Origin of the sequence: Streptomyces sp. NPDC005566 (genome assembly GCF_040605575.1) — a bacterium.
Lineage (GTDB): Bacteria > Actinomycetota > Actinomycetes > Streptomycetales > Streptomycetaceae > Streptomyces.
Genome location: NZ_JBEXDB010000011.1, coordinates 173,083 through 197,844 on the forward strand (window position 1 = coordinate 173,083; position 24,762 = coordinate 197,844).

At 70.2% G+C, this 24,762-nt stretch carries 25 protein-coding genes; 12 read left to right on the plus strand and 13 right to left on the minus strand.

Annotated features, from left to right (window positions below; all coding sequences use genetic code 11):
* Positions 1 to 362 precede the first annotated feature (362 nt).
* Positions 363 to 1,355 carry a LacI family DNA-binding transcriptional regulator gene (locus tag ABZS61_RS19380; RefSeq protein ID WP_356422242.1) on the plus strand — a complete coding sequence of 331 codons (993 nt, stop codon included), beginning with the start codon at positions 363 to 365 and terminating at the stop codon, positions 1,353 to 1,355.
* A gap of 189 nt (positions 1,356 to 1,544) precedes the next feature.
* Here ABZS61_RS19380 and ABZS61_RS19385 read toward each other — a convergent pair whose 3' ends face one another.
* The 6 genes from ABZS61_RS19385 to ABZS61_RS19410 form a co-directional block, all read right to left on the minus strand.
* Positions 1,545 to 2,591 carry a glycoside hydrolase family 6 protein gene (locus ABZS61_RS19385; protein WP_356422245.1) on the minus strand — a complete coding sequence of 349 codons (1,047 nt, stop codon included), beginning with the start codon at positions 2,589 to 2,591 and terminating at the stop codon, positions 1,545 to 1,547.
* A gap of 278 nt (positions 2,592 to 2,869) precedes the next feature.
* The gene (locus tag ABZS61_RS19390; protein ID WP_356422248.1) at positions 2,870 to 3,547 is read right to left on the minus strand and encodes a class F sortase; all 678 of its coding nucleotides are present in this window, start codon (positions 3,545 to 3,547) and stop codon (positions 2,870 to 2,872) included.
* A gap of 1 nt (position 3,548) precedes the next feature.
* On the minus strand, positions 3,549 to 4,100 hold the full coding sequence (locus ABZS61_RS19395; protein WP_356422252.1) for a hypothetical protein: 552 nt from the start codon (positions 4,098 to 4,100) through the stop codon (positions 3,549 to 3,551).
* Between the two features lie 87 nt (positions 4,101 to 4,187).
* Entirely contained in the window at positions 4,188 to 4,982 is a 795-nt protein-coding gene (locus ABZS61_RS19400) for an HAD-IIA family hydrolase (protein WP_356422255.1), read from the minus strand.
* A gap of 144 nt (positions 4,983 to 5,126) precedes the next feature.
* Positions 5,127 to 6,116 (minus strand): hypothetical protein, encoded by a 990-nt coding sequence (locus ABZS61_RS19405; RefSeq protein ID WP_356422257.1) that lies wholly within the window; start codon positions 6,114 to 6,116, stop codon positions 5,127 to 5,129.
* 160 nt (positions 6,117 to 6,276) lie between these two features.
* A complete protein-coding gene (locus ABZS61_RS19410) occupies positions 6,277 to 7,407 on the minus strand; it encodes an ROK family transcriptional regulator (protein WP_356422259.1) in 1,131 nt (376 codons plus the stop codon).
* A 56-nt stretch (positions 7,408 to 7,463) separates the two neighbouring features.
* Here ABZS61_RS19410 and ABZS61_RS19415 point away from each other — a divergent pair, with 56 nt between their 5' ends.
* Together ABZS61_RS19415 and ABZS61_RS19420 are read left to right on the plus strand one after the other, a co-directional pair.
* Positions 7,464 to 8,570, plus strand: a complete 1,107-nt coding sequence (locus ABZS61_RS19415; RefSeq protein ID WP_356422260.1) for a Gfo/Idh/MocA family oxidoreductase — start codon at positions 7,464 to 7,466, stop codon at positions 8,568 to 8,570.
* Positions 8,567 to 9,046 carry a heme-degrading domain-containing protein gene (locus ABZS61_RS19420; RefSeq protein ID WP_356422262.1) on the plus strand — a complete coding sequence of 160 codons (480 nt, stop codon included), beginning with the start codon at positions 8,567 to 8,569 and terminating at the stop codon, positions 9,044 to 9,046. Before ABZS61_RS19415 ends, ABZS61_RS19420 begins: the two co-directional genes overlap by 4 nt.
* Positions 9,047 to 9,202: 156 nt before the next feature.
* On the opposite strand, the gene ABZS61_RS19425 is transcribed toward ABZS61_RS19420, so the two are convergent.
* Positions 9,203 to 10,063, minus strand: a complete 861-nt coding sequence (locus ABZS61_RS19425) for a fumarylacetoacetate hydrolase family protein (RefSeq protein ID WP_356422264.1) — start codon at positions 10,061 to 10,063, stop codon at positions 9,203 to 9,205.
* Positions 10,064 to 10,372: 309 nt separating this feature from the next.
* Here ABZS61_RS19425 and ABZS61_RS19430 point away from each other — a divergent pair, with 309 nt between their 5' ends.
* Complete coding sequence (locus ABZS61_RS19430; RefSeq protein WP_356422266.1) at positions 10,373 to 10,717, plus strand: hypothetical protein; 345 nt, start codon at positions 10,373 to 10,375, stop codon at positions 10,715 to 10,717.
* A 32-nt stretch (positions 10,718 to 10,749) separates the two neighbouring features.
* Here ABZS61_RS19430 and ABZS61_RS19435 read toward each other — a convergent pair whose 3' ends face one another.
* Together ABZS61_RS19435 and ABZS61_RS19440 are read right to left on the minus strand one after the other, a co-directional pair.
* Positions 10,750 to 11,520: a YidC/Oxa1 family membrane protein insertase gene (locus tag ABZS61_RS19435; RefSeq protein WP_356422268.1), complete on the minus strand. Its 771-nt coding sequence runs from the start codon at positions 11,518 to 11,520 to the stop codon at positions 10,750 to 10,752.
* Positions 11,521 to 11,608: 88 nt separating this feature from the next.
* Positions 11,609 to 11,938: a DUF6412 domain-containing protein gene (locus ABZS61_RS19440; protein WP_356422270.1), complete on the minus strand. Its 330-nt coding sequence runs from the start codon at positions 11,936 to 11,938 to the stop codon at positions 11,609 to 11,611.
* A 249-nt stretch (positions 11,939 to 12,187) separates the two neighbouring features.
* Between ABZS61_RS19440 and ABZS61_RS19445 the strand changes: the two genes are divergently transcribed.
* Positions 12,188 to 13,195 (plus strand): SEC-C domain-containing protein, encoded by a 1,008-nt coding sequence (locus ABZS61_RS19445; protein WP_356422272.1) that lies wholly within the window; start codon positions 12,188 to 12,190, stop codon positions 13,193 to 13,195.
* An 87-nt stretch (positions 13,196 to 13,282) separates the two neighbouring features.
* Here the strand turns inward: ABZS61_RS19445 and ABZS61_RS19450 are convergent, their stop codons facing one another.
* A complete protein-coding gene (locus tag ABZS61_RS19450) occupies positions 13,283 to 15,361 on the minus strand; it encodes a SpoIIE family protein phosphatase (protein WP_356422276.1) in 2,079 nt (692 codons plus the stop codon).
* 262 nt (positions 15,362 to 15,623) lie between these two features.
* Here ABZS61_RS19450 and ABZS61_RS19455 point away from each other — a divergent pair, with 262 nt between their 5' ends.
* The 6 genes from ABZS61_RS19455 (at position 15,624) to ABZS61_RS19480 (ending at position 19,942) form a co-directional block, all read left to right on the plus strand.
* Positions 15,624 to 15,836 (plus strand): DUF4287 domain-containing protein, encoded by a 213-nt coding sequence (locus ABZS61_RS19455; RefSeq protein WP_356422279.1) that lies wholly within the window; start codon positions 15,624 to 15,626, stop codon positions 15,834 to 15,836.
* Between the two features lie 352 nt (positions 15,837 to 16,188).
* Positions 16,189 to 16,704, plus strand: a complete 516-nt coding sequence (locus ABZS61_RS19460; protein WP_356422282.1) for a hypothetical protein — start codon at positions 16,189 to 16,191, stop codon at positions 16,702 to 16,704.
* 147 nt (positions 16,705 to 16,851) lie between these two features.
* Positions 16,852 to 17,109 carry a hypothetical protein gene (locus ABZS61_RS19465; RefSeq protein ID WP_356422285.1) on the plus strand — a complete coding sequence of 86 codons (258 nt, stop codon included), beginning with the start codon at positions 16,852 to 16,854 and terminating at the stop codon, positions 17,107 to 17,109.
* Between the two features lie 136 nt (positions 17,110 to 17,245).
* On the plus strand, positions 17,246 to 17,698 hold the full coding sequence (locus ABZS61_RS19470; RefSeq protein WP_356422288.1) for a very short patch repair endonuclease: 453 nt from the start codon (positions 17,246 to 17,248) through the stop codon (positions 17,696 to 17,698).
* Positions 17,695 to 18,651, plus strand: a complete 957-nt coding sequence (locus ABZS61_RS19475) for a DNA cytosine methyltransferase (RefSeq protein ID WP_356422291.1) — start codon at positions 17,695 to 17,697, stop codon at positions 18,649 to 18,651. The genes ABZS61_RS19470 and ABZS61_RS19475 overlap by 4 nt, the downstream gene beginning before the upstream one ends.
* Before the next feature lie 46 nt (positions 18,652 to 18,697).
* The gene (locus ABZS61_RS19480; protein WP_356422295.1) at positions 18,698 to 19,942 is read left to right on the plus strand and encodes a DNA cytosine methyltransferase; all 1,245 of its coding nucleotides are present in this window, start codon (positions 18,698 to 18,700) and stop codon (positions 19,940 to 19,942) included.
* An 86-nt stretch (positions 19,943 to 20,028) separates the two neighbouring features.
* Here the strand turns inward: ABZS61_RS19480 and ABZS61_RS19485 are convergent, their stop codons facing one another.
* From ABZS61_RS19485 to ABZS61_RS19495, 3 genes are read right to left on the minus strand one after another with little or no spacing between them, the layout of a single operon-like run.
* Positions 20,029 to 20,934 (minus strand): DUF6339 family protein, encoded by a 906-nt coding sequence (locus tag ABZS61_RS19485; RefSeq protein ID WP_356422298.1) that lies wholly within the window; start codon positions 20,932 to 20,934, stop codon positions 20,029 to 20,031.
* Positions 20,931 to 21,878 carry a hypothetical protein gene (locus ABZS61_RS19490; RefSeq protein ID WP_356422301.1) on the minus strand — a complete coding sequence of 316 codons (948 nt, stop codon included), beginning with the start codon at positions 21,876 to 21,878 and terminating at the stop codon, positions 20,931 to 20,933. The genes ABZS61_RS19485 and ABZS61_RS19490 overlap by 4 nt, the downstream gene beginning before the upstream one ends.
* Before the next feature lie 26 nt (positions 21,879 to 21,904).
* Positions 21,905 to 24,001, minus strand: a complete 2,097-nt coding sequence (locus tag ABZS61_RS19495; protein WP_356422304.1) for a helix-turn-helix transcriptional regulator — start codon at positions 23,999 to 24,001, stop codon at positions 21,905 to 21,907.
* 308 nt (positions 24,002 to 24,309) lie between these two features.
* Between ABZS61_RS19495 and ABZS61_RS19500 the strand changes: the two genes are divergently transcribed.
* Positions 24,310 to 24,687, plus strand: a complete 378-nt coding sequence (locus ABZS61_RS19500; protein WP_356422307.1) for a hypothetical protein — start codon at positions 24,310 to 24,312, stop codon at positions 24,685 to 24,687.
* Positions 24,688 to 24,762 lie beyond the last annotated feature (75 nt).

Here is a 24,762-nt window from a genome sequence, read left to right on the forward strand (position 1 = left end):
GAGCAGTGGACGCACGGCGGCTCCTCAGGAGGGGGGGAAGTCGGGGGAGCGCTCCCTGAGGGGTGAGAATGGGCGAGCCCACAACGGCTGTCAAGGCTTTGGTTCACACGCCGGAAATGCCGTGAACTCCCGTGTGCCGCACGGTGGAACGGTTTCTCGACGGTCCGTCATGCCGCTTCCTGCCGGGCCGTAACGGGTCCTGCCTGGGCAAAGAACTCCGTTGCGCACAGCGGTCGATCACGCCGCCCCGGCACAACAGCCCACCTCCGTGACGGCGTTGACATGGGCGGCGCCCGGACGTCATCCTCGTCAGAAAACGCTCCCCGAAGACCCTGGGACACCGCCGACCGAAACGGACTGGGATGAAACGACCCACGCTGGAAGTGGTCGCCGCGCGCGCGGGGGTGTCCAAGTCGAGCGTCTCCCGCGTCGTCAACGGCGAGGCGACGGTGGCACCGGAGATCCGCGACGTCGTCATGCGGGCCGTGCGTGAGCTCGGATATGTGCCCAACGCCGCCGCCCGGCACCTGGTGACGCGCAGGACCGACGCCGTGGCCGTGGTCGTCTCCGACCCGCCTCAGGGCGTCGTCTCCGACGATCCCCTGTTCGCCACCGTCGTGCGAGCCGTCAGCAGGGACCTGGAGGCCGCGGGCAAACAAGTCGTGCTCATGCTGGCCGAGTCGGACCGGAGCCGGGCCAGGGTCGAGCAGTACGTCGCCGGCGGACACGTGGACGGCGTCATGCTGATCGCCCTGCACGGTACGGACCCGTTGCCGGCCGCGCTGGCCAGGACGGGCCTGCCCACGGCCTCGTTCAACCGCACCAGCGCACCGGACGTCCCGTACGTGGGGCTGGACAACGCGAGCGGCGCGGCCCTGGCCGTCCGGCACCTGCTGGAGCGGGGCCGGCGCCGGATCGCCGTCATCACCGGCCCGCTGGAGCTCCACGAGTCCCGGGAACGCCTCGACGGCTACCGGGACACGCTGCGTGACACCGGGCGCCGGTCGATCGTCGCGCTGGGTGACTTCACCAGGGTCTCCGGGGCGGAGGCCATGCGACAGCTCCTCGACGACGACCCCGCGCTGGACGCCGTGTTCGCGAGCAACGACCTGATGGCGATCGGAGCCCTGCGCACCCTGCGGGAGGCGGGCCGTCGGGTCCCCGAGGACGTCGCCGTCGTCGGCTTCGACGACATCGAAGCCGCTTCGTACACCACTCCGGCACTCACTTCCGTACGCAGTCCCATGGCGGATCAGGCCAGAGCGACGGTCCGGCTCCTGCTGGGACTCATCGAGGGCGGCCCCAGGGAACCTGTGATCATGCCGAACGAGCTCGTGGTGCGCGAATCGACCTGACCGGGCGCCTCGAACGAGTCGAGGCCGGAAGGGGTGCGGGGATCCTCCCGTTCGGGGGAGGCCGCCGCATGCCACGCGTCGGACGTGTATTCCGGGTCGCCGGTGGCCGCTTCCGCTGTGCACGGCCGGACCGGGCCTGTCGGCCGAGGACACCACGTGCGGCCCGCGGGGGCCGCACGGGGCTCTCGGCTACTTCGTGTTGCGGGCCAGGCCCAGCGCGTACTCCGCCCACCAGTCGCCCGCCTTGGGCCCGCCCTTGCAGTCGCCGTCCGACTCACCCGGCCGCTTGACCCACAGGTACGCGTCGACCAGTTCGTCGCCCGTCTCGGTCGTCGGCGGCTCGCCCAGCGCCCGTCCCGGCGGGTTGCACCAGTTCTCGGCGGGGTCGCCGCCGTCGTACGGGCCGTTGCCGTTGCGGCTCGTGTCGATCACGAAGTGCTTGTCGCCCACCTTCGCGGACAGTTGCTTGCCGAACTCCGTACTGGCCGCCGTCGTCTGGAAGTTGGACACGTTGACGGCGAAGCCGTCGGCTTCCGCGACGCCGGCCCTCTGGAGGGGCTGGAACAGCGCGTCGGGCGTCTGCCACCCCGCGTTGCCCGCGTCCACGTAGACCGTGGTGCCCGGCTGCTGCTTGAGCCGCACGACCGCGCCCCTCAGCAGGTCGTACCGCTCCTCGTGGAACTCCTGCGGGGTGCATCCGTCGACCAGGTGCAGCACCGCGTCCGGTTCCAGGACGACTGTCGCCCGGCGGTCCCCGATGCCCTTGGCGACGCTCTCCACCCAGGCCCGGTACGTATCGCCGTCCGCCGCCCCGCCCTTCGAGAACTGTCCGCAGTCCCGGTGCGGGATGTTGTACAGGACCAGCAGGGCGTCCCGGTCGGCCTTCTCGGCCGCCTCGGTGAAGCCCTTCGCCGCTTCCTGCGGATTCTCCGGGCCGATCCACTCGCCCACGGGCTGCTCGGCGATCTTCCGGATCAGGTCGGCGTTCTTCTTGTCGCCGTCCTCCGCGTAGGAGGCCACCTGCTTCGCCGCGTTCCCGTCGGGGTTGACCCAGTACGGGTCGGTCCCCTTGGGCTGCTGGTCGACGGCGGCGGGCGCACCCTTGTTCCCGTCGTCGGACGAGGAACACCCGGCGAGCAGCAGGACCGCCCCGATCGCGGCTGCCGTACCGGCCCTCAGTCCGGTCGTCCTCGCGCGCGTGCGCACGTCGGACCGGCCGGTGCAACTGCCGTACATCCATTCCCCCTCGCAGCGATGTACTACCGGTCGGATCCATCCTGGCACAGCGGTCAGGGCGGTGGACGCCTCCTCCGGACCCCGGACGTCCTGTCAAAAACCTACTGGGCCGCACCGGTCCCCCGCTCTACAGTGTCCTGCAGTGCGGACCACCGACCTCCCGTGCTGTGCCGGGCTTCTCCCGCAGTCCGGGCACCGCGGTCGAGGACCGGCCCGGCCGGCGACTCCGAGGGGGAGCGGGCCGCCGGCCGGGCCCGGTGTAGGGGCCGGGTCCCCCCTCAGGCGCTGCTCCTGGCCGCGCCGCGCTTCTCGCCCGTCAGATACGCGGAGACGACCACGTTGGCCGTGTACGCGTGGGACTTCCGGTCGTACGTGCCGCCGCAGGTGATCAGGCGGAGTTCCGCCCGCCCGTCCTCGCGGGGGCCGTAGGCCTTCTTGGCGTCGAAGCGTTCCCGGGTGATGACCTGGACGTCGTCGATGGTGAACTCGGCGACGATTCCGTCGGACCGGCTCACCCGGATCTTCTCGCCGGGCCGGGCCGCGCTGAGCCCGTAGAACACGGCCGGTTTCGTCTCGGTGTCGACGTGGCCGACGAAGAGCGCGGCGCCCTCGGTGCCGGGCTCGGTGCCGCTGTCGTACCAGCCGACGGTCTGCGGCATCTCGTACGGGGGCGGGTCGATGGCCCCCGAGGTGTCGAGGCCGCGTCCGACGACGGGTGCCTCGATCCCTATCGAGGGGATCTCGACCCGCTGCGGCGTGGCCCCGTCGAGGGGTTCGTGCGCCGGTGGCAGCGGTACGCCCAGAGGGCGCCCCACCGCGGCGACGTCACCGGTCGTCGGCGCGGAGCTGCCGTCGGTGGCCTCACGGCCCCACAGCCACAGTCCCAGCAGGAGGACGGCCCACGCGACACCGGTCAGCAACCGCCCGGATCCTGCGGGACGGTCGGAGGCAGGCATGTCAGTCCAGCGCCGAACGTCGGCGTCGCGCGCTGCGGAACGCGACGGCCGCGGCGGCTGCGGCGCCGAGGGCGAGCCCGATCACCGCGTGCCGGGTCCCGGGGCCGCTCTGTTCGGTGCCGGCCTGTTCGGCGAGGGTCGCGGTGCCTCCGCCGCCTGCCCGGACGGGGGCGACGGGCGAGGGTCGGCTGTGGTGGACGACGGTGAACGTGCCGGTCGCCTTGCCGTGGCCGTCCTTGCAGGTCACCCAGACCTCGTAGTCGTCGGGTGCGGCGTCGGAGCGGATCCGGGCCTCGGCGAAGAGGCCTTTGCCGTCGGCCGGTGCGAAGCGCGCTTCGGAGACGAAGGCTTCGGAGTTCCCCGTGGCCGACCTGCTCCTGCCGCAGGCGTCGACACGGAGTTCGACCTCCCCGCCGGGGGAGACGGTGGACGGGTTGACCGAGACCGATCCCTTGTGGTTCTTGGTCTCGGAATCGGCCGGTGCGGCGGACGCGGGCAGGGCTATGCTCGCGGCCGCCAGGGTGGCACAGAATGTGAGGGGCAGTGAACGCATCGTAAACCTCCTGATGGCAGGTTCACCTGCGCCACTGCTCCCCGCATCCGCTGTGGGCCGGTCGGGTGACCTCCGGCCCCCGGACGGTTACTCCTCGGGCAGGTCGACGAGTTCGACCAGGTCCGCGATCGAGTCGACGACCGTGGACGGCCGGAACGGGTAGCGGTCCATGTCGGCGTGCGTGGTGAGCCCGGTGAGCACCAGGAACGTCTGCATTCCGGCCTCGAGACCGGCGAGCACGTCGGTGTCCATCCGGTCGCCGATCATGGCGGAGGTCTCGGAGTGGGCGCCGATCGCGTTGAGTCCGGTCCGCATCATGAGCGGGTTGGGCTTGCCCGCGAAGTACGGGGCCTTGCCGGTGGCCTTGGTGATCAGCGCGGCGACGGAGCCGGTGGCGGGCAGCGGGCCCTCCGCGGACGGGCCGGTCTCGTCCGGGTTGGTGCAGATGAAGCGGGCCCCGCCGTTGATCAGCCGGATCGCCTTGGTGAGCGCCTCGAAGCTGTACGTACGTGTCTCGCCGAGCACCACGTAGTCGGGCTCGTGGTCGGTGAGGACGTAACCGATGTCGTGCAGGGCGGTGGTGAGCCCCGCCTCGCCGATGACGTACGCGGTGCCCTGCGGCCGCTGGTCGTCCAGGAACTGGGCGGTGGCCAGGGCCGAGGTCCAGATGTTCGCCACCGGCACGTCCAGGCCCATGCGCTTGAGACGGGCGTGCAGGTCGCGGGCCGTGTAGATGGAGTTGTTGGTCAGGACCAGGAACGGCAGTCCGGACTCCCGCAGCCGCTTGATGAAGGCGTCGGCCCCGGGGATCGGCGTGCCTTCGTGGATCAGGACCCCGTCCATGTCGGTCAGCCAGGATTCGATCGGCTTGCGCTCTGCCATGGGAGGTGCTCCTGCCGTACGCACTGTGCACTCGGGGTGCCGGACGCCGGCGGCACCGCGTTGTGCAGCGCCGACGTCCTTGATTTTAGGGTGCCCGTTCGGCTGGACGGAACTGGTTGATCAAGGGAAAACCCGTGGCCGGGCTCAGCGGCGGCCGCGGCGCAGGCGCCGGGCGTGGATCAGCGCGGCGGCTCCGCCGAGGAGCAGCACCCCGGCCCCGGCGCCGGCCAGCGCGGCGTACCGCTCGCCGGTGCGGGCGAGTTCGGGCAGGGGGTTACCCGCAGCGTCACGCCGCGGGACACCGGGGTCCGTGCCGGTGCCGCTGTCCTTGCCGGTACCCCGGTCCGTTCCGGTGCCGCTGTCGGTGTCGGTGCCGGTGTCGGTGCTGCCGGTGTCGGTCTCGGTGTCGGTTCCGCCGTCGATGGCGCCCTCGACGATCACGAAGGGGTAGTCGGCCGACTCCCCCACCCAGTCGCCGTCGGCCCTGCCGTCCGCCTGCTTCAGTTCGTCCTTCGCGGAGCGCCGCTGGACGATGGCCGCGTTCGCCGTGACCGGGCCCGGCCGGGTGTCGGAGGTGAACGCCATCCGGACCTCCACGGTGACGGTCTTCCTCGCGGGGACGGTGAAGCCGGCGAATGCGTCGGCCTCCTCGCCGCCCTCCTCGCCGCTGCCGAAGACGCCGATCTGCTCGTCCCGGTCGGTCGACTCCCAGGTGACCCGGTGTTCCTCGTCGGGGTGCGCCCGTTCGGTGAACTCCAGCTGGATCTGCTCGGGGGTCAGCGTCCGGTCCTCGTCGGTGAGGACCAGGACGGGATGGATGGAGTGGCAGGACTCGGTGGTGGTGTTGGTCAGGTCGAGGTACCAGGTCCCGTAGCCGCCGCCGGAGGCGTAGGTGTCCGGGCCGCCGTGGATCCTGGTGTCGATCGGGAAGTCTTCGCCGTCCGGATCGCCGCAGACGGGCTGTCCGGCATCGGGCAGGCCGACGGCCGCGGAAGGAACCGCCGGCGCCATGACCGGGACGGCCGTCGCGGCCGGGCCTCCGAGGACGACGACGGGAACGGCCAGGCCCGCTGCGAGCCCGAGGCTGGTGAGGGCACGGCCGTCGCGCAGTCGTGCGGGGGGTTTGGGGGGCATAGGGGGACACCCTTTGCTTCTCGCGAACGGTCGGGGCGGGAGGGCCACCGACTGTGGACGCGACGCTGCCACGCGTGAGCGGGGGGATGCCACCGAGGAAGGGGAAGAAACGCCCGTTCGGGCGTCACGATCCCCTCGACCGGCCCCGCCCCACCCTCGTTCAGCCCTGTTCCCCGCCCTCGCCCACCCGGCCGAACACGGGCGCCAGGACCAGCTGGGCGGCGCCTTCGGCGACCGGTCGGTCGCCGCCGCCCGCGACGGTGACCGGCACCGGGGCGCCGGTGCCGTCCCGGCGGGCGCGCTCCTCGATCACGGCGCGCACCCCGGTGACGTACGCGTCCTCGTCGGCGGCGACGGTGCGACCGCCGAGGACGACCCGGTCGATGTCGAGCAGCCCGACGAGGTTGGCAGCGCCCGCCCCGAGGACCCGGGCCGCCTCGGTGATGTCTCCGCGGGCCACGGCGGCCAGGCAGAGGGCCTCGATGCAGCCTCGCCCGCCGCAGCCGCACGGGGGGCCGTCGAGCTGGAGGGTCTGGTGGCCGAACTCCCCCGCGCCGGTACGGGCTCCGCGGTGCACCGTCCCGCCGAGGACGATCCCGGCGCCGAGCCCGGTGCCCAGGTGCAGGTACGCGAAGTCGGCCGCGCCGGCTTCGCGCAGGGCGAGGCCGAGGGCGGCGGCATTGGTGTCCTTGTCGAGGACGACGGGCAGCCCGGTCCGCTCGGCGAGCGCGTCCCGGAGGGGGTAGCCGTCCCACTGCGGGAACCCGGTGACGCGGTGCAGCACCCCGGCCCGGTGGTCCAGGGGGCCCGGCATCGCGACCCCCACGCCGAAGACCGGCCGGTCCTCGGTCCGCGGCGCCCCGGCCCGTACCGTCTCCACCGCATGGGCCGCGGTCGCGACGACCTCGGCGGCCGGAGCGCCGAGGTCGAGAGGGGTGGTCCGGGTGCCGACGGGGGTACCGGCCAGATCGACCAGGACGGCCGTCAGCTCGTCACGGTCCAGGTGGAGCCCGACGGCGTACCCCGCGTCCGGGACCAGGCGCAGAACGGTGCGGGGCTTGCCGCCCGTGGAGGCGAGATGGCCGGCCTCTGCCGCCAGTCCTTCCGTGCGCAGCCTGCCGGTGATCTTGCTGACGGCCTGCGGGGTGAGTCCGGTGCGCTCGGCGAGTTCCAGCCTGCTGATCCCGCGCTCACCGGCCACGCGCAGCAGGTCGAGCACGAGCGAGGCGTTGTGGTGGCGCAGGGTCGGCAGATTCGCACCGCCGCCGCCCCTGGTGTTGCTCCTGTTCACCCGACCATTGTCCCTATAGCTTGCACTTTGGCAACAGCGTTGCTTAAGTGGTTTGCATGACTGCCAACGCTCCTCTCCGCGTCGGACTCGTCGGCTACGGCCTGGCGGGCTCCGTCTTCCACGCCCCGCTGATCGCCGCGACCGAGGGCCTCGTCCTCGACACGGTCGTGACCTCGAACGAGGAGCGGCAGGCGCAGGCCCGCGCCGAGTTCCCCGAAGTGCGGTTCGCGGCCTCGCCCGACGAGCTCCTCGCGCGCGCGGACGAGCTGGACCTCATCGTGATCGCCTCCCCGAACAGGACCCACGTCCCGATCGCGACGGCCGCGCTCCAAGCCGGCCTGTCCGTGGTCGTGGACAAGCCCCTCGCCGGCACGGCCGCCGAGGCCCGCGAGCTGGCCGCGCTGGCCGAGAGCCGGGGGCTGCTGCTCTCCGTCTTCCAGAACCGTCGCTGGGACAACGACTTCCGCACGCTGACGCAGCTGATCGAGGACGGCGAGCTCGGCGACGTACTGCGCTTCGAGTCCCGTTTCGAGCGGTGGCGTCCGGAGCTCAAGGGCGGCTGGCGCGAGTCGGGCGACCCGGAGGAGATCGGCGGACTGCTGTTCGACCTGGGCAGCCACGTCGTCGACCAGGCGCTCACCCTGTTCGGGCCCGGCGTGCAGGTGTACGCGGAGTCCGACGTACGCCGGGACGGCGCGGCGGCCGACGACGACACGTTCCTCGCGATCACGCACGCGAACGGCGTCCGTACGCACCTGTACGTCAGTGCCACGACGGCCCAGCTGGGCCCGCGCTTCCGGGTGCTCGGCTCGAAGGCCGGCTATGTGAAGCACGGCCTGGACCCGCAGGAGGCCGCGCTGCGCGACGGTGTCCGCCCGTCGGCCGGCGAGCCCTGGGGCGAGGAGCCCGAGGAGCTGTGGGGCCGGCTCGGCGCCGGTGAGTCGCCGCTGACCGGGGGCGGCAAGCCGGTCCGTACGCTCCCGGGCGACTACCCCGCGTACTACGCGGCCGTCGCGGCGGCCCTGCGCGGCACCGGTGAGAACCCGGTGACCGCCCTGCAGGCCGCTGCGACGCTGGACGTCCTGGAGGCCGCCCGCCGCTCGGCCCGCGAAGGCGTCTCGGTCACCCTTCTTCCCCACCACGACGAGGAGCAGCACGCATGAACCCCAGCGCTCCGACCATTTCCGAGCTCATCGCGCAGGAGCGGCGTCTGACGCTCCCGCATTTCAGTTACGACGACGCGTACGCGCTGGGCGGACTCCTCGTCGCGCTGGCCCGCGACCGGCACGCCCCGGTCGCGATCGACATCCGGCGCGGCGCGCAGCAGTTGTTCCATGCCGCGCTGCCGGGTTCGAGCGCGGACAACGACGCCTGGATCGACCGCAAGCGCAAGGTCGTGGAGCGGTACGGGGAGAGCTCCTACCTGGTGGGCACCCGCTTCCGGGCGAAGGGCACCACCTTCGAGGAGTCCTCCCGCCTGGACCCGGACACGTACGCGGCGCACGGCGGATCGTTCCCGATCTCGGTCGAGGGCGCGGGCGTGATCGGCACGGTCACGGTCTCGGGCCTCCCCCAGGCCGAGGACCACGCGCTGGTGGTCGAGGCCCTGGAGCAGTTCGCCACCCGCCGCACGGCCTGACGCGACGGCCCGCCAAACAGAGCCCGTCCGGCGTTTGAGGACAGCGCCCGCCCTCCCCGGGCCGCGCCCTCATCCCGGGCCGGCCAAATCAAGCCCGTCCGGCGATTGAGGACAAACCGTCAGCCGGACGGGCCCGGCACCACCCCCGCCCAGGACCTACGCGTCCTTGAGCTCCTGCCGCTGCCGCCCGAGTCCTGCCACCTCGAGCTCCACGACATCCCCGGCCCGCAGATACGGCTTCGGCTCCGGCCGGCCCATCGCCACACCCGCGGGCGTACCCGTGTTGATCACGTCTCCCGGGTACAGCGTCATGAAGTGGCTGAGGTAGCGCACGACCTCCCCCACCGGGAAGATCTGGGCCGCCGTCGTGCCGTCCTGCTTGAGCTCCCCGTTGACCCACAGCTTCAGCGGCAGCGCCTGCGGGTCCGGGACCTCGTCCGCCGTCACGAGCCACGGCCCCAGCGGGTTGAACGTCTCGCAGTTCTTGCCCTTGTCCCAGGTGCCGCCGCGCTCGATCTGGAACTCGCGCTCCGAGACGTCGTGCGCCGTCGCGTACCCGGCGACATGGCCGAGTGCCTCCTCGGCGGAGTCCAGGTAGCGGGCGGTACGGCCGATCACCACCGCGAGCTCGACCTCCCAGTCCATCTTGCGGCTGCCGCGCGGCACGAGCACCGTGTCCTCGGGCCCGACGACGGTGTCCGGAGCCTTGAAGAACAGGATCGGCTCCGCCGGGATCGCCGCGCCCGTCTCGGCGGCGTGGTCGTGGTAGTTCAGCCCGATGCACACGATCTTGCCGATCCGGCCGAGCGGGGGCCCGATCCGCAGCCCGTCCGCGTCGAGCGGCGGCAGCACATCGGGGGTCGCCGCCGCCTCCCGCACCCGGGCCAGCGCCGACGCGTCGCCGAGCAGCTCGCCGTCGATGTCGGTGACGAGCCCGGAAAGGTCGCGCAGCGTGCCGTCACGGTCAAGCAGCGCGGGGCGTTCCGCTCCCGCCGTACCTACTCGGAGCAGCTTCAACGGTCCATCTCCCCTTGGTCGAGATCGGGCCCGCCGGTGGGTTGCGGCCAACGAAGGGCTTGGCTGATCCTCCAAGACATCCGATCACCCCGCAAGACCCTGTTCACTTACTGGGACCACGTCGTGGCGGTCCTCCACGGACTCCGGGGCGCGCCGGTTGCGCCTTCCCGGATGGAGAGACCCGCATGCCCTCCAACGGGTGAGGAAAAACGGTTTCTCCGGCGGCCGTCGGAGTGGCGGTGAGCATCGCCCCACCGGTGCAGGGGCAGCGTGGGACAGATCCACTCCTTCTTCCAGAGGACCGCTTCCATGCGCCTTCGCCACACCGTCGCCGCCGCCCTCGGCGCCCTCACCCTCGTCGTCACGCTGCCGACCGCAGCCTCCGCCGCCTCCGGCCAGTTCAGGTACACGTACGAGACCGAAGAGGGCTACGAGGCGGTCGGCTTCCTGAACGACCCGCCGAGCGGCGCGTGCGTCAACCTCCCCGGCGCCGACTCCGACGCGCTGCCGCCCGCGTACGCCCCGAAGAACATCACGGACGCGTCGGCCACGGTCTTCCTCTCCGCCGACTGCGAGGGCGACGTCTACTACACGCTGCGCCCCGGCGGCGGCGCCTCGGATCGCCTGAAGGTCCGTTCCGTGGTCTTCAGCTGATCGAGCCCGCCCGCCCCCGCGGTCTGCCCACCTCAGAGCGCGGGGGCCAGCGCGGCCTCCGTGGCCGGGGTGTCCCGGTAGAGATACGCCCGCTCGATCGCGGTCCAGGTGGTGCTGGTGACGATGTACAGGGCCGCGGCCAGCGGCACGAAGGCCACGGAGAACAGCGTCAGGAACGACATCAGCGGCATCATCTTCGTCATCGCACCCATGCCCGGCATCGGCTGGCCGTCGGGGCCGGTCGCGGGGGTCATCGGGTTCGCCGCCATCTGACGCTTCGTCCGGCCGTAGTTGAACGTGGCGACCGCGGCGACGATCACGAAGAGTGCGAGGTAGACCAGCCCCTGTGCACCGAAGGGGCCGCCGTCCGCGAGCGCGTTGTGCCAGCGTTCGCCGAGGGGCGCGCCGAAGAGCTCGTGGCCGAGCAGCGAGTTCGGGTCCCCGCCGATCTTCTGGCTGGAGAAGAGGTGGTAGAGCAGGAAGAAGGCCGGCATCTGGAGCAGGCTGGGCAGGCAGCCGGACAGCGGCGAGACCTTCTCCTTCGCGTGCAGCTCCATGAGCGCCTTCTGCATGCGCTCGGGGTTCTTCGCGTGCTTCTTGCGCAGCTCGGTGATCTGCGGCTGGAGCTTGGTGCGGGCCTTCTGCCCGCGTGCCGCGGCCCGCGAGAGGGGGTGCACGGCCAGCCGTACGAGGGCGGTGAACAGGACGATCGCGGCGGCGGTGGACGCGGTCCGGAACAGCGGATCGAGGAGATCGGCGAGTGCGCCGACCAGGCTCGCGAAAGCGGACATGAATGCGGACATGGGTGAGCCCTCCGGGGGTCTCGTCGTGCCGGGAAGAGTGGAACTCGGCAGGACGACCCGCGCGGGGAGTACGAGGAGGAACTGGTCCCTACGCGGCCGTCAGGAGGGCGGACCCGGGCGCTCGGGGCCTGGTGCGCCCCCTGGCGTCGGGATCCCGCTGCGGCAGGAACGCGGTGCGCTTCTCCCTGTCGCGCATCGCGGTGCGCACCCGGGTGCGGGGCACGGGGGCGGCGCAGCGTGCGCTGATGACGGAGCAGACGAGGAGCGCCGATCCGGCCGCGGCGGTGGCGGCGAGCGCGACCGCGGCGGAGAAGCTCCCGCCTTCGGCGAGCAGGACCTCGGTGAGGAACAGGACGAGGAACGCGGCGGGCCGGAGCAGTCGGGCGACCGTGCGACGCAGACGGTTCATGTCGTTCATCGGTCCCTCCTCCTCCTTGTCGTGCGGCGCGTGCGCGCCTGGCCCGGCATGTCCTGCTGGTCCTTCATGTCCCTCAGCCGTTATACACGATCGGTCTCCCGGCCTGCTCCGAGCGGCTGAGGACTCCGGCCGTGCGGGAGCAGGGCACCGCCGGCCGGATCCGCCGGAACCCGCCTGCACTGTGGCCTCCACCACGGCTCCGTCCGTTGCTCTCTCACCCAGCCCCTGTACCGCAGTACGGTGTGGTTCATGCGCCCCGACACGCCTGCCGACCACACCACCGAAGCCGAGCGCCTGCTGCGCACCGCGGCGCAGTACCCCGAGGACCACGAGCCGCTGTTCCTCCAGGCCGCGGCCCACCTGGAGCTCGCCGGCGACCGCGCCCGTGCCGCCACTCTGTACGACGAGCTGCTCGCCGCCCCCGATACCGCCGTCGAGAACCCGCACCGGGTCAAGGCACTCAAAGCGGCCAACCTCTGGGAGTACGGCCACGAGGCGGAGGCCCGCGCGATCATCGACGGCATCCGTGCCGCCGGCCCGCTCGACGCGGCGGCGTGGGAGATCATCGCGGAGACGCTCGAGGCCCACGACGAGCTGGAGCCGGCCCACGACGTCTTCTCGGCCGCGCTGACACTCCTGCTGTCCCCGGGCGAGGAGGTGCCGTACGCGACCCAGTCGCTGCTGACCGGACGCCATCGGGTGCGCAGGCTGATGGGGGTCGGCCACGACGCGTGGGACGAGCTGGCCGACGCACTCCACACGGCGGCCGTGCCGCTCGACGAACTCCACGACCCGAAGCGTCTGTGGGCCCTGGGTTCCTCGGATCCGGGCGAGCTGCGGGCGGAGATCAACCGCCTCCGCGCCGAGCTGGGCACCTACCGCACGGCTCTCTCCCGCCCGTTCCCCGTCGCGGTGCTGCACTGGCCCGAGGACGAGCTGCGTGAGCTCCTCACCGCGTATCCGGAGCTGACCCAGGAGTACCTCGGCCACGCCGACCACCTCGCGCGCCTGGAAGCCGCGTTGCGGGACCTGCACGCCACGGGCACCCCGAACCTCGGCATCGTCACGGGCACGGTCCCTTCGTACGAGGCGTTCGCCGCGTCGGAGGCCGCCTCCCCGTCCGACCCCGACCTGCTCCCCCAGTACGCCACCACGCTCGCGGCCCGCGGCCGTGCGGTCCCGTGGCCCCCGGCGCGCAGTGCGGCGTGCTGGTGCGGCTCCGGGCGCTCGTACCGGGAGTGCCACGGCACCGCGTGACACGCCGGGGGCTGCTCACCCCGGGCTGCTGACGCCCGGGGTGACCGCGCCGCGGGCCGGGGCGGGCTCGGGCGGAGCCGGGCGGACTCAGGCGGGCTCGGGCGGCAGTGACTGCTCGGCCCAGACCGTCTTGCCCTCGGGCGCGTAGCGGGCACCCCAGAGGCTGGCGAGCTGGGAGATGATGAAGAGACCACGGCCGCCCTCGTCGACCGTCCGTGCATGGCGCAGGTGCGGAGCCGTCGGGCTGGTGTCGCGGATCTCGCACGTCAGTCCCCGGTCGAGGATGAGGCGCAGTTCCAACGGCGGCCGGCCGTAGCGCACCGCGTTGGTCACGAGTTCGCTGACGATGAGCTCGGTCGCGTAGATCGTGTCCTCGTCCAGGTTCCATTCGGCCAGCTTCCGGGCCGTCAGACGGCGCGCGGCCGCGGGGGCCGAGTTGTCGTGCGGGAGTTCCCACGCGACGAAGCGGTCCGCGGGCATGCCCTGGGTCCGCGCCAGGAGCAGGGTGGCCCCTTGGAGGTCGAGTGTCTCGGGGAGCGCGTAGGCGGCCGCGTCGCACAACTCCCGCAAGGGCCGCTCGGGGTGGGAGAGCACCCGGCGCAGGGCGCCGGTCGAGGACTCGGCATGGCTCTGCATCGCCTGGCTGTAGAACGCCAGCATGCTGCCCTCGCTGAGCGTGAACGAGGCTGTCGCGAACGGCGTCTGCTCGGTGGAGCCGAGTGACGGCCCTTCGGGCTGACCGGCCACCGAGGCGGAGCCGTCCGGGCCGATGACGAGCGGGGCCGGATGACCGGCCGACGCGACCGTGCACGTACGGCTGAACGGGTCGTACGTGGCGTACACGCAGGTCGCCGCGAGTGGGCTCCTGTGCAGCGGGTCGCTGGTCGGCAGCTCCGCGCGCTCCCGCGCCAGCCGGCTCGCGGTGTCGTGCAGACGGGCGAGCAGCTCGTCGGGTTCCAGATCGAGTGCGGCGAGTGCGTGGATGACGGTGCGCAGCTGGCCCATGGTGGTGGCCGCGTGGATGCCCTGCTCGGCCACCTCGCCGATGACCAGCGCGGTGCGGGCACCGGACAGGGCGATCGTGTCGAACCAGCAGCCGGTCCCTCCGCCCGGCATCAGCAGATGGGCCGTCTCGACGCCGGTCCGGGCTGCCGGGTGCCGGGGCAGGAGGCGGCGTTGGAGGGTGCTGGCGATGGTGTGCTCGTGCACGAAGCGGCGGGAGTTGTCGATGCTGAGGGCGGCCCGGGACGCCAGCGTCGTCACGACCGGGAGGTCTTCGTCGCCGAACGGTTCGGAGTCGTTGCACCGGTAGAGGCTCACCATGCCCAGGACCGCTCCCCGCAGGGTCAGCGGTGCGACCAGGAGGGTGTGGGCGCCGACCGAGCGGATCGAGCGGGCACGGGCGGGGTCGGCGCTCGCCCACGGGGCGTCCTTCAGGGAGATCAGCCGGGGCTTGAGATCGGACAGCACCCGCTCGTAGGGGGTCGCGGGCGCGACGGCCCGTACGTCTCCCAGGGGGTGGGCGGGGTCGACGCTGTTGCCCCGGGAGGCGGCACGGCGCAGCGGTACACCCTGGGCCAGGGGTCCGGGCGCGGGTTCCTCGCCGCGCAGTACCGCGTCGACGACCTCGACCACGGCGATGTCCGCGTAGCCGGGTGTGATGGCGTCGACGAGCTCGCGGCAGGTGGTCTCGACGTCCAGCGTCCGGCCCACGCTCTGGCGGACCGAGGAGAGGGCCGCCTCCCGGGCCTCGGACCGCACCCGGTCGGTGGAGTCGACCACGGCGACCGCGGCCCCCAGTTCCTGACCCAGCGGGTCCCGCAGGGGGAACGCCGATACGGACAGGGTGCGCGGGCCGTCCGCCCCGTCGGCAGGCCTGGCCCGGAACGACCGCTCCGTGCCGTGGCTGCCGGTGTAGAGGGCCTCACGGACGAAAGCCTCCACGCCCTCCGGGTCCACGAAACCGTACGCCTCGACGAACGAGCGCCCGCGGAGCTGCCCGATGTCCGCGTCCGCGCCGGACGGGCCACTGACGCGTACGACGTGGAGCCGCGGGTCGAGCACGAGGACCCGTACCCGCGACTGTGTGAAGAGGGCATCCAGCAGGGCCGCGCCCAAGACGTCCGCGTCGGCCCCGTCGGCCCCGGTCAGGGGCGTATCAGCCATCAGCCCTGCCCTTTCGCCCCTTTCACGGGACCCGGGAGCGAGTCTCCGTACACCGACATCGACGCCCCCAGCATCTGCCCCCGGCCCGCCGCCCGCGACCTGAGGCCTCGGACGGTCGCGCCGGTACTGGTATCAGGATCTGAAAGGCCGACGCGGCCGACCGATCACTTTCGGGCGCGTCCGCAGTCATAAGCGCAACAGGACTCGACCTCACCTGATGACCACCTGACGGCGCACATGAACACGGATGGGACGCAACGACATGACCGCACCGGTAAAGGGCCCCGCGAGCTACTTCCCCTCGATCGAGAAGAAGTACGGCCGCCCGATCGCGGAGTGGAAGGACCTCATCCGCACCTCGCCCCTGACCAAGCACATGGAGCTCGTCTCCTGGCTCAAGACGGAGCACGGCCTGGGCCACGGCCACGCCAACGCCCTGGTCGCGCACACACTCGCCGAGAACAAGGCCGAGTAGCGCCACCCTTGCCGGCGGCTGCTCGCCGGTCCGGGCACAGTCGACGCCCCGCGCCCCGATACCACTTTCCGCACCTCGAAGGACGAGTACACCCACATACGCGCAATTCACTGACATCACGGCCATACCTGCGCCACACTCTGGCTCCCGAACAATGACAGAGCGGACAGGTGGCCGGATGGCAGGCCCGGTCGACCCGCCCGGCCCACACGAGCCGGTTGCGCGGTCGCGCCCGGAGCCCGGCACCGCACCTGCTGCCCTGCGTACCGCAGGGCAGCGCCGTACAAGGGGAAGGCAGGCAGCGGTGCTGAACGGACTCGGGCAGCTGGGAACGTCCGTCCGAAGGCGGGACATGATCAGGTACGGCGGCCTCGGCCTGCTGACCGTCGCCCTGGCAGCCTGCGGCGGGAAGCAGGACGGCAACGACGCACCGGGAGCAGTCGGCAAGCCCGCCAGGCCGACGGTCACCGGGGCCGCGGTCCAGGCCTTCGTAGCCGGCGCGTGGAACCTCGCCTTCACCCCGCAGGGTCAGGTCAACGACGAGTACAGACGGATCGAGTTCACCGGCCGGAACTGGAGCCTCGACGGGGACGACCTGATGGGTTCCTTCGAGCTCACCGGGAACGAGCTCCTGGTCCGCATCGACAACACGAGTACGGACAACGTGTGGGCCGCCACCGGCATGCCCGGCACGGTCGGCGACAACGCCTCGCTCACCTTGCAGTGGGGCCACTCCGCGGAATCCGCCCCGGTCGACGACGGCTCCCCGGTGGACACCACACCGTTCCCGCTACCCGTCACCTGGGACGGCACCACACTCAGGATCCAGGCCGGGAACGGCGTCGTGATCACCGCAGTACGCGCCTGACCCCGCCCCCCACGAACCCCCGAGCGCCCCCGCCGACAGGGGGGCGCTCGGCTGCGCGGACGGTGCCCTCTTCGCGGGCAGCGGTAATGCGCCACAAAACCCCCGCTCGCCCGGCCACGACGACCGGAATTGCGCGAGGACGCTCCCATGCGGCCCTACCAGCCTTCTGCGGACCGGCAGTACGAGAATCCCGACGACCGGCAGCGCCTCCCGTCCACGCCCGGTTGCGTCGAATCGTTGACGCACCAGGGGTACGGATTCGAGGCGGCGGCAGCCGACCTCGCGGACAACTCCATTGACGCGGGCGCTCGTAATGTCGTCATCAGCTTCCTCCGGGATGAGGACCGTCTCGTCATCGACGCCGGCTCCGACAAGGACGACGAGGCGCACTCGACGCCGCCATGACGGCCGGTGGCAAGCAGGACTACGGGGCGAAGAGCCTCGACCTTCTTCCAGAGGTGCCATCGATACTGGGGACGTGGTCCAGCGATTTGGCCATCATTGATCGCGAAGAAGGCGGAGCGTAGGAAACTTGGCAGTGATGAACACTGCCAAACCCTCCTCCCCCGGGGTTTCCGCCCGGATGAGCCGCCAGGCGAGCCGAGATACCACGCCCGAGGTGGCGGTTCGAAAGTTGCTGCACGCGTCCGGTTATCGCTACCGGCTCAACGAGCGCGTGCCCCACATGTCCCGCCGGACGATCGACATCGCTTTCACCCGGGCCAAGGTGGCGGTGTTCCTGGACGGCTGCTTTTGGCATGGCTGCCCCGATCACGCTACGCAACCCAAGGCGAACGCCGAGTGGTGGCGACAGAAGCTCGATCGCAACATGGCGAGGGACACGGAAACGACAGCACATCTGGTGGCCGAGGGGTGGACCGTCCTGCGCTTCTGGGAACACGAGCGCCCGGTAGAAGTGGCCCAGCAGGTGGCCGAAGTTGTCGACCGCGAGAAGTCCGCGTGGCGGACAGGACAAGGGGATGGGGATCTGTGAGCGGATTGCGGTTCGTTGACGTGTGCGCGGGGGCGGGCGGGCTCGCGCTGGGTCTTGAACAGGCGGGCTTCGACCCGGTACTGCTGCTCGACAACAAGGCGGTGGCCTGCGAGACGCTGCACCTGAACCGCCCGTCGTGGAACGTCCTCGAGATGGACCTCCTGGATTTCGTGCCGGACGAGCATCCGGAGACCTACGACGTGGATCTTCTCTCTGCGGGCCCTCCCCGGGTGAAATCCAGCGCGACGGCCGCGAGGTTGGAGACCGAGGAGGAACAGCGCCTCTTGGAAGCAACGGTCCTTCTCGCGCACTCCATCCAACCGCGCGCGCTCCTCGTCGAGAACGTGCCGGGGCTTGCGTCGGCTTCAGAATTCGAGCCCTTGCGCTCATTCATCCGCAAGGAGCTGGAGCACCTCGGATACCGGCTGCACTGGTTCGCCTTGAATGCGGCCGACTTCGGCGTACCGCAGGACCGCAAGCAGGGCGTTCTGGTCGCTCTTAAGGAGCGCTATTCCAGTCTCTTCCGGCAGCCGCTGCCGACGGTCGAGGAGCACGTATCGGTAGGCAGTGCGCTTCACCGCTCCATGGCAGCCCGCGGATGGCTCGGCGCCGACGCATGGGCAGATCAAGCGCTCGGCGTGGCCCCCACGCTCGTGGGCGGCTCCGACAATCGCGGCGGAGCGGATCTGGGACCGACAGGGACGAAGAAGGCATGGGCGCGGATGAGGGTCAACGGAGGTGCCCTGGCCGATGAGGTACCGGGGCCCGATCTCGGCAGTTCCTCCGACATGATCAAACTCACGGACTCGCAGGCTGCGCTCCTGCAGGGGTTTCCACGCGAGTGGAAGTTCGCAGGCAGAAAGACGGCGCGGTACCGGCAGATCGGTCATGCCTCACCACCGCCGGTCGCGGCCGCCCTCGGACGAGCTGTCTCAGTCGCTCTGGAGGCCTGATCCTTCCGGGAACGGCGGGCACGTCGGCCGGCTACACTGACTCAACATGACCCGCCCAGTTCCTCCGTCGCTCCCCTGTGCGCAATTCATGATCGTCGATCTTTTCGCAGGTCCAGGCGGTCTCGACATCGCCGCCACGATCATGGACGAAGTGGAAAGCATCGGCGTCGAGTGGGACGACGCGACCCGTGCAACCCGTCGGGCGGCCGGCCTTCTGACCACCACGGTGAAAGACGTCGCCGCGCTCGGTCCGTGCGATGACGAGGTCGCCCGAGCGAACGTCCTCACCGGTGGACCTCCGTGCCAGTCCTTCTCCGTCGCGGGCAATCGAAAGGGCCACAAGGCTCTGGAACAGGTCAAAGCGCTTGCCACGCAGTTGGTCGGCCATGACGATCTCAAGCAGTTCGAGGCTGCATGGAGAGAGGTCAAGGAAAAGACGGACAAAATGTCCGACGATCGCACCGGCTTCGTACTCCAGCCGCTGCGCTGGATCATGGAGGCCAAGCTCAAACGAGGCAAGGCGTACGACGTAATCGTCCTCGAACAGGTGCCCACCGTCCTGCCGGTCTGGAAACACTACGCCGAGCTCCTCCGACGAGTCGGCTACGCCGCCGATGCCCATGTTCTGCACTCAGAGGATTTTGGCGTCCCACAGACACGCCGACGTGCGGTGTTGATCGCTCAGTGGGACCCGGGGAATGTGGACAGACCTGTCCAATTTCCCGAGCCGACGCACCAGCGCTACCGCAAAGGAATCACTCGCCTTCGTGAGCAGGACGCTCCGGAGTGCGAAGACCAGGAGTCGCTGTTCGCCACACCCCGAAAGGGGAAGAGGCCGGTCAAGCCCTGGGTCGCCATGCAGGACGTACTCACTGAGCGCCCGCACGACTTCGAGGTGGTTTCCAACTACGGATCGGGGGGCGACCCCAAGAACCGGGGACGCCGCACCTCCGACCAACCCGCGGCAACTATCACCGGGAAGGTGCGGCGCAACCGCGTCTTCCTCCTGAAGGAAACCAAGTCCGGGGCAAAGGAAATCGGCGAGGAGCTGGAGCGACTCACATTCGAGGAAGCCGGCTTGCTTCAGTCGTTCCCGAGGACGTACCCGTGGCGGTCCACCGATGTGGCCCAGCAGATCGGGAACGCCATTCCGCCGCTCCTTTCCCTGCACATCCTCAGCAGCGCACTCCGACTCGGGCCGCCGGAAGACGACTTGATCACCAAGCTGGCGACGTGGACACCGAAGCACCCGGACACTCCGACGACTGAGGCCCTTGCCGAGGACCTGTGAGCCGTCCGGGGCCTGCCGCGACAAACCCCGGGCAGGATTGACTGCACCTGGTCAGCGCCCCATGCGGTCCGGGGACTCGACGAGGCTCAGCCCTGTGCAGGATTCGACCGAGCCCGGTCCCGCAACGGCGCCTCTGCGGCAAACCGCTCGAACATCTGCGTCAGGACCTCGCAGGACGAACGCCGAGCTGTGCCGTCGACCGGCCCTTCAGGGAGTCGGTCCCACGGGACGGCCGAAGCTGATTCCACCTCTTCGATCCACTCAGAGAGCGCGAGGTGATCGGGGACGTCATCCGGAGCGATCACCTCGTACATAAGCGTGCTCCCGGCCACGTTGACCGCTGTGCAGAGGGCGTTGACCCGGTCCCCGAGCCGCGTGGCCCCTTGTCGGGACAGGTCTTCGAGAACCCGCACCAGAGCCAGTGCAGTGGGCTTGTGATCGATGGTGGAGAGCCTGAGAGCCGTGTTGATCATGTCCTGATTCCCGCAGGCGATCTCCGCAGGGGTGTAGTCGGCCCCGTCGCGGAACATCTCGGCGGCCCACCACAACCGGGCAAAGGCCTGGCTGTAGTGAGGACCCACGAACCTGACGCCGGTCACTTCCCTGGTGTCGCCGTCGGGTGACCCTCCGAGCGGCAGGTGTCGCCACAGGACGTAGTCCGGCGCCACAGCCAGGGCCAAGAAGTTCCACAGACCGGCGTTCGCCGCTTCGGCGCGGGTCATCCGCAAGGTTGCGTGCAGTCGGGGTGCCAGCCAGGCATCGGCATCGGTCCTCACCGCGTCGAATCGGCTCATGGCCTCTTCGACAAGCTCTCGCACCGGTTCGACGCTCCAACGGGCGGAGTCGCTCTCGATGGGGGTGCTCGCCCGAAGAATAGCCACCTGCGGCAGGCCGTCCCGGCCCGCCCGCACCCCGTGGGTGAGGAGACCCGTGGCGACATTGCCCGGGAGCGATGCGAGCCGTTCGGGGGGCTCGCTGTGGTGTGGGCTCATCGACGCGGACCTTCCTGGGCACGATTCACGGCGCGGATGGTTGCCGTCAGATTCTTGGGCACCTGTCCTCGTCTTCCTGCTGCGTAGTGGATCCGCGCCTGGATCTCCGCCCACCCTCGACCATCGCTTCGGCGACCGTGTGCCTCCGCCAAGGCTTCGGGGAGCTGCAGCCCGGGGAACACCTCAGGAAGCATGGATCGCAGCACCGACTCCCGCCATCCACCGGGAAGGTGCGGGGTACCGTCCTCATCGAATTCGAGGTCACTCAGTGCCGAGTGGAACATGGTCGCCCAGGCCTCACCCGCGATCTGCGCGGCCACCATTCCGGCCGTCGCCTTCTCCAGCGGACCGCGAGCTCCGGACAGCAGCTCGCCAAGCCCTTCGAAGGACGTATTGATCAAGACCGTCGGCAGATCCCCACTGGTGTCGATCAGCCAAGGCGCATCCGCGAACCGGCGCAGCCATTCGTCGGGCCCGTCCCGGAAATCCTTCTCCAGGATCTCCAGATCGCGCTGCCTGGTCGGTGTACGGGCAAGCAGGTCCACGACCCAGGGCGTATCCGTCCTGCCGATGACACGCCCGTCGACCCCACCGTGAGTGCCCACGACGCTCACGTCGAGGAGCACGCGTGCCGCGTGCGTGGAGCGGCGTACCCGGGCCTCCCCTCGCCAGTGCGTGTCGCCACGACGACGTTCCAATCGACTCACCACGCGGGTGTTGGTGGCTCCCTCGGTCAGCACGGCGACGCAGCTGACTCCCGACCACGGACCCTCGGCCAGTTCATCGGTGGGTAGGGAGACTTCCAGGTCTAGGACGCCCTCGGTCCAGTCGTCCCGCTCGACCTGATGAAGGGCGACGACCTGATCGCGTTGGGAGATCAGCGACAGTTGTAGAGGCTTCCCGTCCATGCTCGCCGCTCGAACGGTGACCTCGATCTTCCCCACCAAGGTCGGGTACGCGTACACAGTGCTCACGCCGAAGTCTCCCGTGCCTGCTGGATGTCCACGATCACACCGGCCATGGCTGCGGCCACAGGGTGGCTGCGGACAGCCGTGACACCTGCGAAACGCGCCGACCGTACATCCGGATCGACGAGCAACCGGCCGTCGACGACCTGGCAGTTCTCCCTGGGGGACAGCTCTGCCCACTCCAACGAGGGGCGCCCTCCTGACCGCACGTCGAACTTGACCACCGGCAGTAGTTCCCAGCGGCCGTCGCGCTGCGGGACGGTCAGCGTCACGTCCAAGGTCCAGGCCCCGTCCCCGTCCACCTTCCCGACGACCCGGTCCACGAGTGGGTGCCCCAGGCCACGACGACCGCTCGCTGCCACAGGCGCATCGATACGCAGCAGCTTCCGAAGGACCTCGGGCCCGGTCGAGTCCTGGCCGACGGCCCGCCGACCGACCACGCCCCGCAGGGCCGCATCCATGGCCGCGTTGAACTCGGTCAATCGGCGGGGAGCGTTGGCGTAGGCGGCAGTGAGTTCCTCGGTCGTCCCCCACCTGTCGTGCTCCGGCGGTTCGGCGGCCCGTAGGAACGCCTCGGCTGCATGCGTCGCCAAGCCGTCGTCGCCTGTGGCGAAACCGGCAAGCAGGACGGCTTGGAAGGGGTCCACTCCCGCGCCCAGGCTCCGAGGGGCACGAGCCGTGACAGACATGCGGGTGCCACGCATACAGATTATGCGGCTGTGCCTCTCGTCGTTGTCCGCAGCGGGAGTGACCAGGAGTACGGCACGGTGGTCGTACCCCTCGGCTCCGCGCCCGGCGGCCCGCAGCGGCGGGACGGCGAAGGCCACGTCCTTGGCTGCCACCTGTCCGGAGCCCGTGAGTTCCTCGACCGTCTCGCCGTCGAGGTACGCCCGCAGCGCATGGACCAGAGCCGGGTGTCGACCGAGTGGATCAACCCGTTGCTCCGGAACCACGAATTCACCGTTGCGAAGGGCACGGACCGATGCTTCGAGCACGGCCGACGTCGAACGGCCCGAGGTCATCGCCGCCCAGAAGTTGTCGGACAACGCCCGACTGAGAGCCGCGTGCAAATCCTCCAGCGTGTTGTTGCCTCCGGCCGCGTCGTGAGCGCCAACAACGAGAAAGGAGGTTCCCGGGTCATCGCTGTCCCGGTCAAGACGCAGGTCGGCGACCACTCGTTCATCGGCCCACCAGGAGCGGGACACGCCTTCGTGCTCCTTCTCCGTATCCGGTTCACCGAGCCAGGCGGGTCCCGCGTAGGCGACCCCATCAACCTCACGCCAAGGAAGGTCGAGACGACCGACCACCCGGCGGACCGTCCGCCCCTCATGCGCTTCGGAGAGGGTGCTGTTGATCAGCACCAGGCCGAGCCGGCTGGCCGCCCACAGCGTGGCCTTACCCAATCCGTACGACCCGCCGGCTCGGTCGTTGCTTTTGTGACTGTCCAGCTGCCGGCGGACCACAGCGGCATATCGCCCGTCCCCGTATTCGGGACCGGTAAGACCCGAGGCGTTGTAGTCGTCAACCCTGAGGAGTAGGAGGGAGGAGTCGTCACGCAACGCCCGCAGCCCTTCGGCGAGAGCCCTGCCGACCTTGTGCCGGGACTGCGCCGCCGCGGCGTAGTGGGGCTCGAGCTGGTCCCACTTCAGCGCGGAGAGGAAGGAGTGCAGGTGTTCACCGGTCAGTTCGTGCAGGGTGAATCGCACCCGCACCGGCCGCTCCGGATCCAGTCGTTCGTCAAGGGAGTTCTGCGTGACCTCCCTGGCCAACACAGCCAGGTTCGCATCGAAGGCGAAGACAGCCGCGTTGCCGTACTCCCGACCGCCGTCCTGATGCGCGGCCCGGTGGTACCAGCCGATTGGACGATCCGATCCGGCATCGGAGTCCCTGGTGATCAGGGTGGCAACGTCCGTCTCCAGGATCTCGGCGATCTTGACCAGCACCTCCGCCCTCGGGCGCGCTCTGCCGGTGACCCATGCCGACACGGCCGCACGCGTCAGCTTCAGCTCCTGGGCGAGATCCGCCTGCGACATACCATTGCGGCGCAGCTGGCGTCCGAGCCAGACGCCGAAGTCCTCGATGTCCTCCACCGAACCCACTTCCCCTTGGTTCCGAGCGGGTTCACCGTAACACCTTCACTTGACATCGACGTGACGTCAAATGTTGCTTGACGACTGTGATCGATTCAAGCGCCAGCAGGGTTCGTCTATTTCTCTTCAACTTCTGATCGACAGACATCCACAGCATGCCCTACTGTCTTTCTTGGCAACTCCCAACCCAGCCAGGGTCGTTGGTCGATGCCACCTCCTCAAGGGTAGAGCTCTGCCCTCAGGGTCTGCATTGCAGCGTTCTCATGCGTCATCCAGTCACGGGCACACGTCGGTGAGCCCAACGGGAGGGGACCCACATGACCAAAGACGATGATGCCCGGATGGCGCGAATCATCACGGAGTACGACAACTTGGAGGACCCCGACCTCCGCGCCGAACTTCTGACGTGCCACGGCATCCTCCCCCAGGTCCTGGCCTCGGAACGGCGGCGCCTTGCCCGCCTCACGCAGACTTCGCACACGGAGCAGACTCCCACCCCTCCCGTCTTCTCTCCCGCGCCGCCCCGCACCTCTAGGGCAACCCGCCGCCCCACCACCCCTCGGCGCGCCGGTCGCCCTCGCACCCACCGCCAGGTCACCCGCACCCGGAGGATCCGCACGACCGGGCGGACCGTGACGATCACCACGACGACCGTCACGGTCACCACCGTCATCACGGTCACCACCAACAGCTGACCCCCCCTCCGATCAGCTGCGCCACCCTCTTCACCCGGGGTGCCGGCGCCATGCGCCGGCACCCCGGTATCCCCC

Coding starts and splice junctions, on each gene's coding strand:
- ABZS61_RS19380 (WP_356422242.1), top strand. CDS start 363: ATGAAACGACCCACGCTGGAAGTGGTCGCCGCGCGCGCGGGGGTGTCC.
- ABZS61_RS19385 (WP_356422245.1), bottom strand. CDS start 2,591: ATGTACGGCAGTTGCACCGGCCGGTCCGACGTGCGCACGCGCGCGAGG.
- ABZS61_RS19390 (WP_356422248.1), bottom strand. CDS start 3,547: ATGCCTGCCTCCGACCGTCCCGCAGGATCCGGGCGGTTGCTGACCGGT.
- ABZS61_RS19395 (WP_356422252.1), bottom strand. CDS start 4,100: ATGCGTTCACTGCCCCTCACATTCTGTGCCACCCTGGCGGCCGCGAGC.
- ABZS61_RS19400 (WP_356422255.1), bottom strand. CDS start 4,982: ATGGCAGAGCGCAAGCCGATCGAATCCTGGCTGACCGACATGGACGGG.
- ABZS61_RS19405 (WP_356422257.1), bottom strand. CDS start 6,116: ATGCCCCCCAAACCCCCCGCACGACTGCGCGACGGCCGTGCCCTCACC.
- ABZS61_RS19415 (WP_356422260.1), top strand. CDS start 7,464: ATGACTGCCAACGCTCCTCTCCGCGTCGGACTCGTCGGCTACGGCCTG.
- ABZS61_RS19420 (WP_356422262.1), top strand. CDS start 8,567: ATGAACCCCAGCGCTCCGACCATTTCCGAGCTCATCGCGCAGGAGCGG.
- ABZS61_RS19430 (WP_356422266.1), top strand. CDS start 10,373: ATGCGCCTTCGCCACACCGTCGCCGCCGCCCTCGGCGCCCTCACCCTC.
- ABZS61_RS19435 (WP_356422268.1), bottom strand. CDS start 11,520: ATGTCCGCATTCATGTCCGCTTTCGCGAGCCTGGTCGGCGCACTCGCC.
- ABZS61_RS19440 (WP_356422270.1), bottom strand. CDS start 11,938: ATGAACGACATGAACCGTCTGCGTCGCACGGTCGCCCGACTGCTCCGG.
- ABZS61_RS19445 (WP_356422272.1), top strand. CDS start 12,188: ATGCGCCCCGACACGCCTGCCGACCACACCACCGAAGCCGAGCGCCTG.
- ABZS61_RS19450 (WP_356422276.1), bottom strand. CDS start 15,361: ATGGCTGATACGCCCCTGACCGGGGCCGACGGGGCCGACGCGGACGTC.
- ABZS61_RS19455 (WP_356422279.1), top strand. CDS start 15,624: ATGACCGCACCGGTAAAGGGCCCCGCGAGCTACTTCCCCTCGATCGAG.
- ABZS61_RS19460 (WP_356422282.1), top strand. CDS start 16,189: ATGATCAGGTACGGCGGCCTCGGCCTGCTGACCGTCGCCCTGGCAGCC.
- ABZS61_RS19465 (WP_356422285.1), top strand. CDS start 16,852: ATGCGGCCCTACCAGCCTTCTGCGGACCGGCAGTACGAGAATCCCGAC.
- ABZS61_RS19470 (WP_356422288.1), top strand. CDS start 17,246: ATGAACACTGCCAAACCCTCCTCCCCCGGGGTTTCCGCCCGGATGAGC.
- ABZS61_RS19480 (WP_356422295.1), top strand. CDS start 18,698: ATGACCCGCCCAGTTCCTCCGTCGCTCCCCTGTGCGCAATTCATGATC.
- ABZS61_RS19485 (WP_356422298.1), bottom strand. CDS start 20,934: ATGAGCCCACACCACAGCGAGCCCCCCGAACGGCTCGCATCGCTCCCG.
- ABZS61_RS19500 (WP_356422307.1), top strand. CDS start 24,310: ATGACCAAAGACGATGATGCCCGGATGGCGCGAATCATCACGGAGTAC.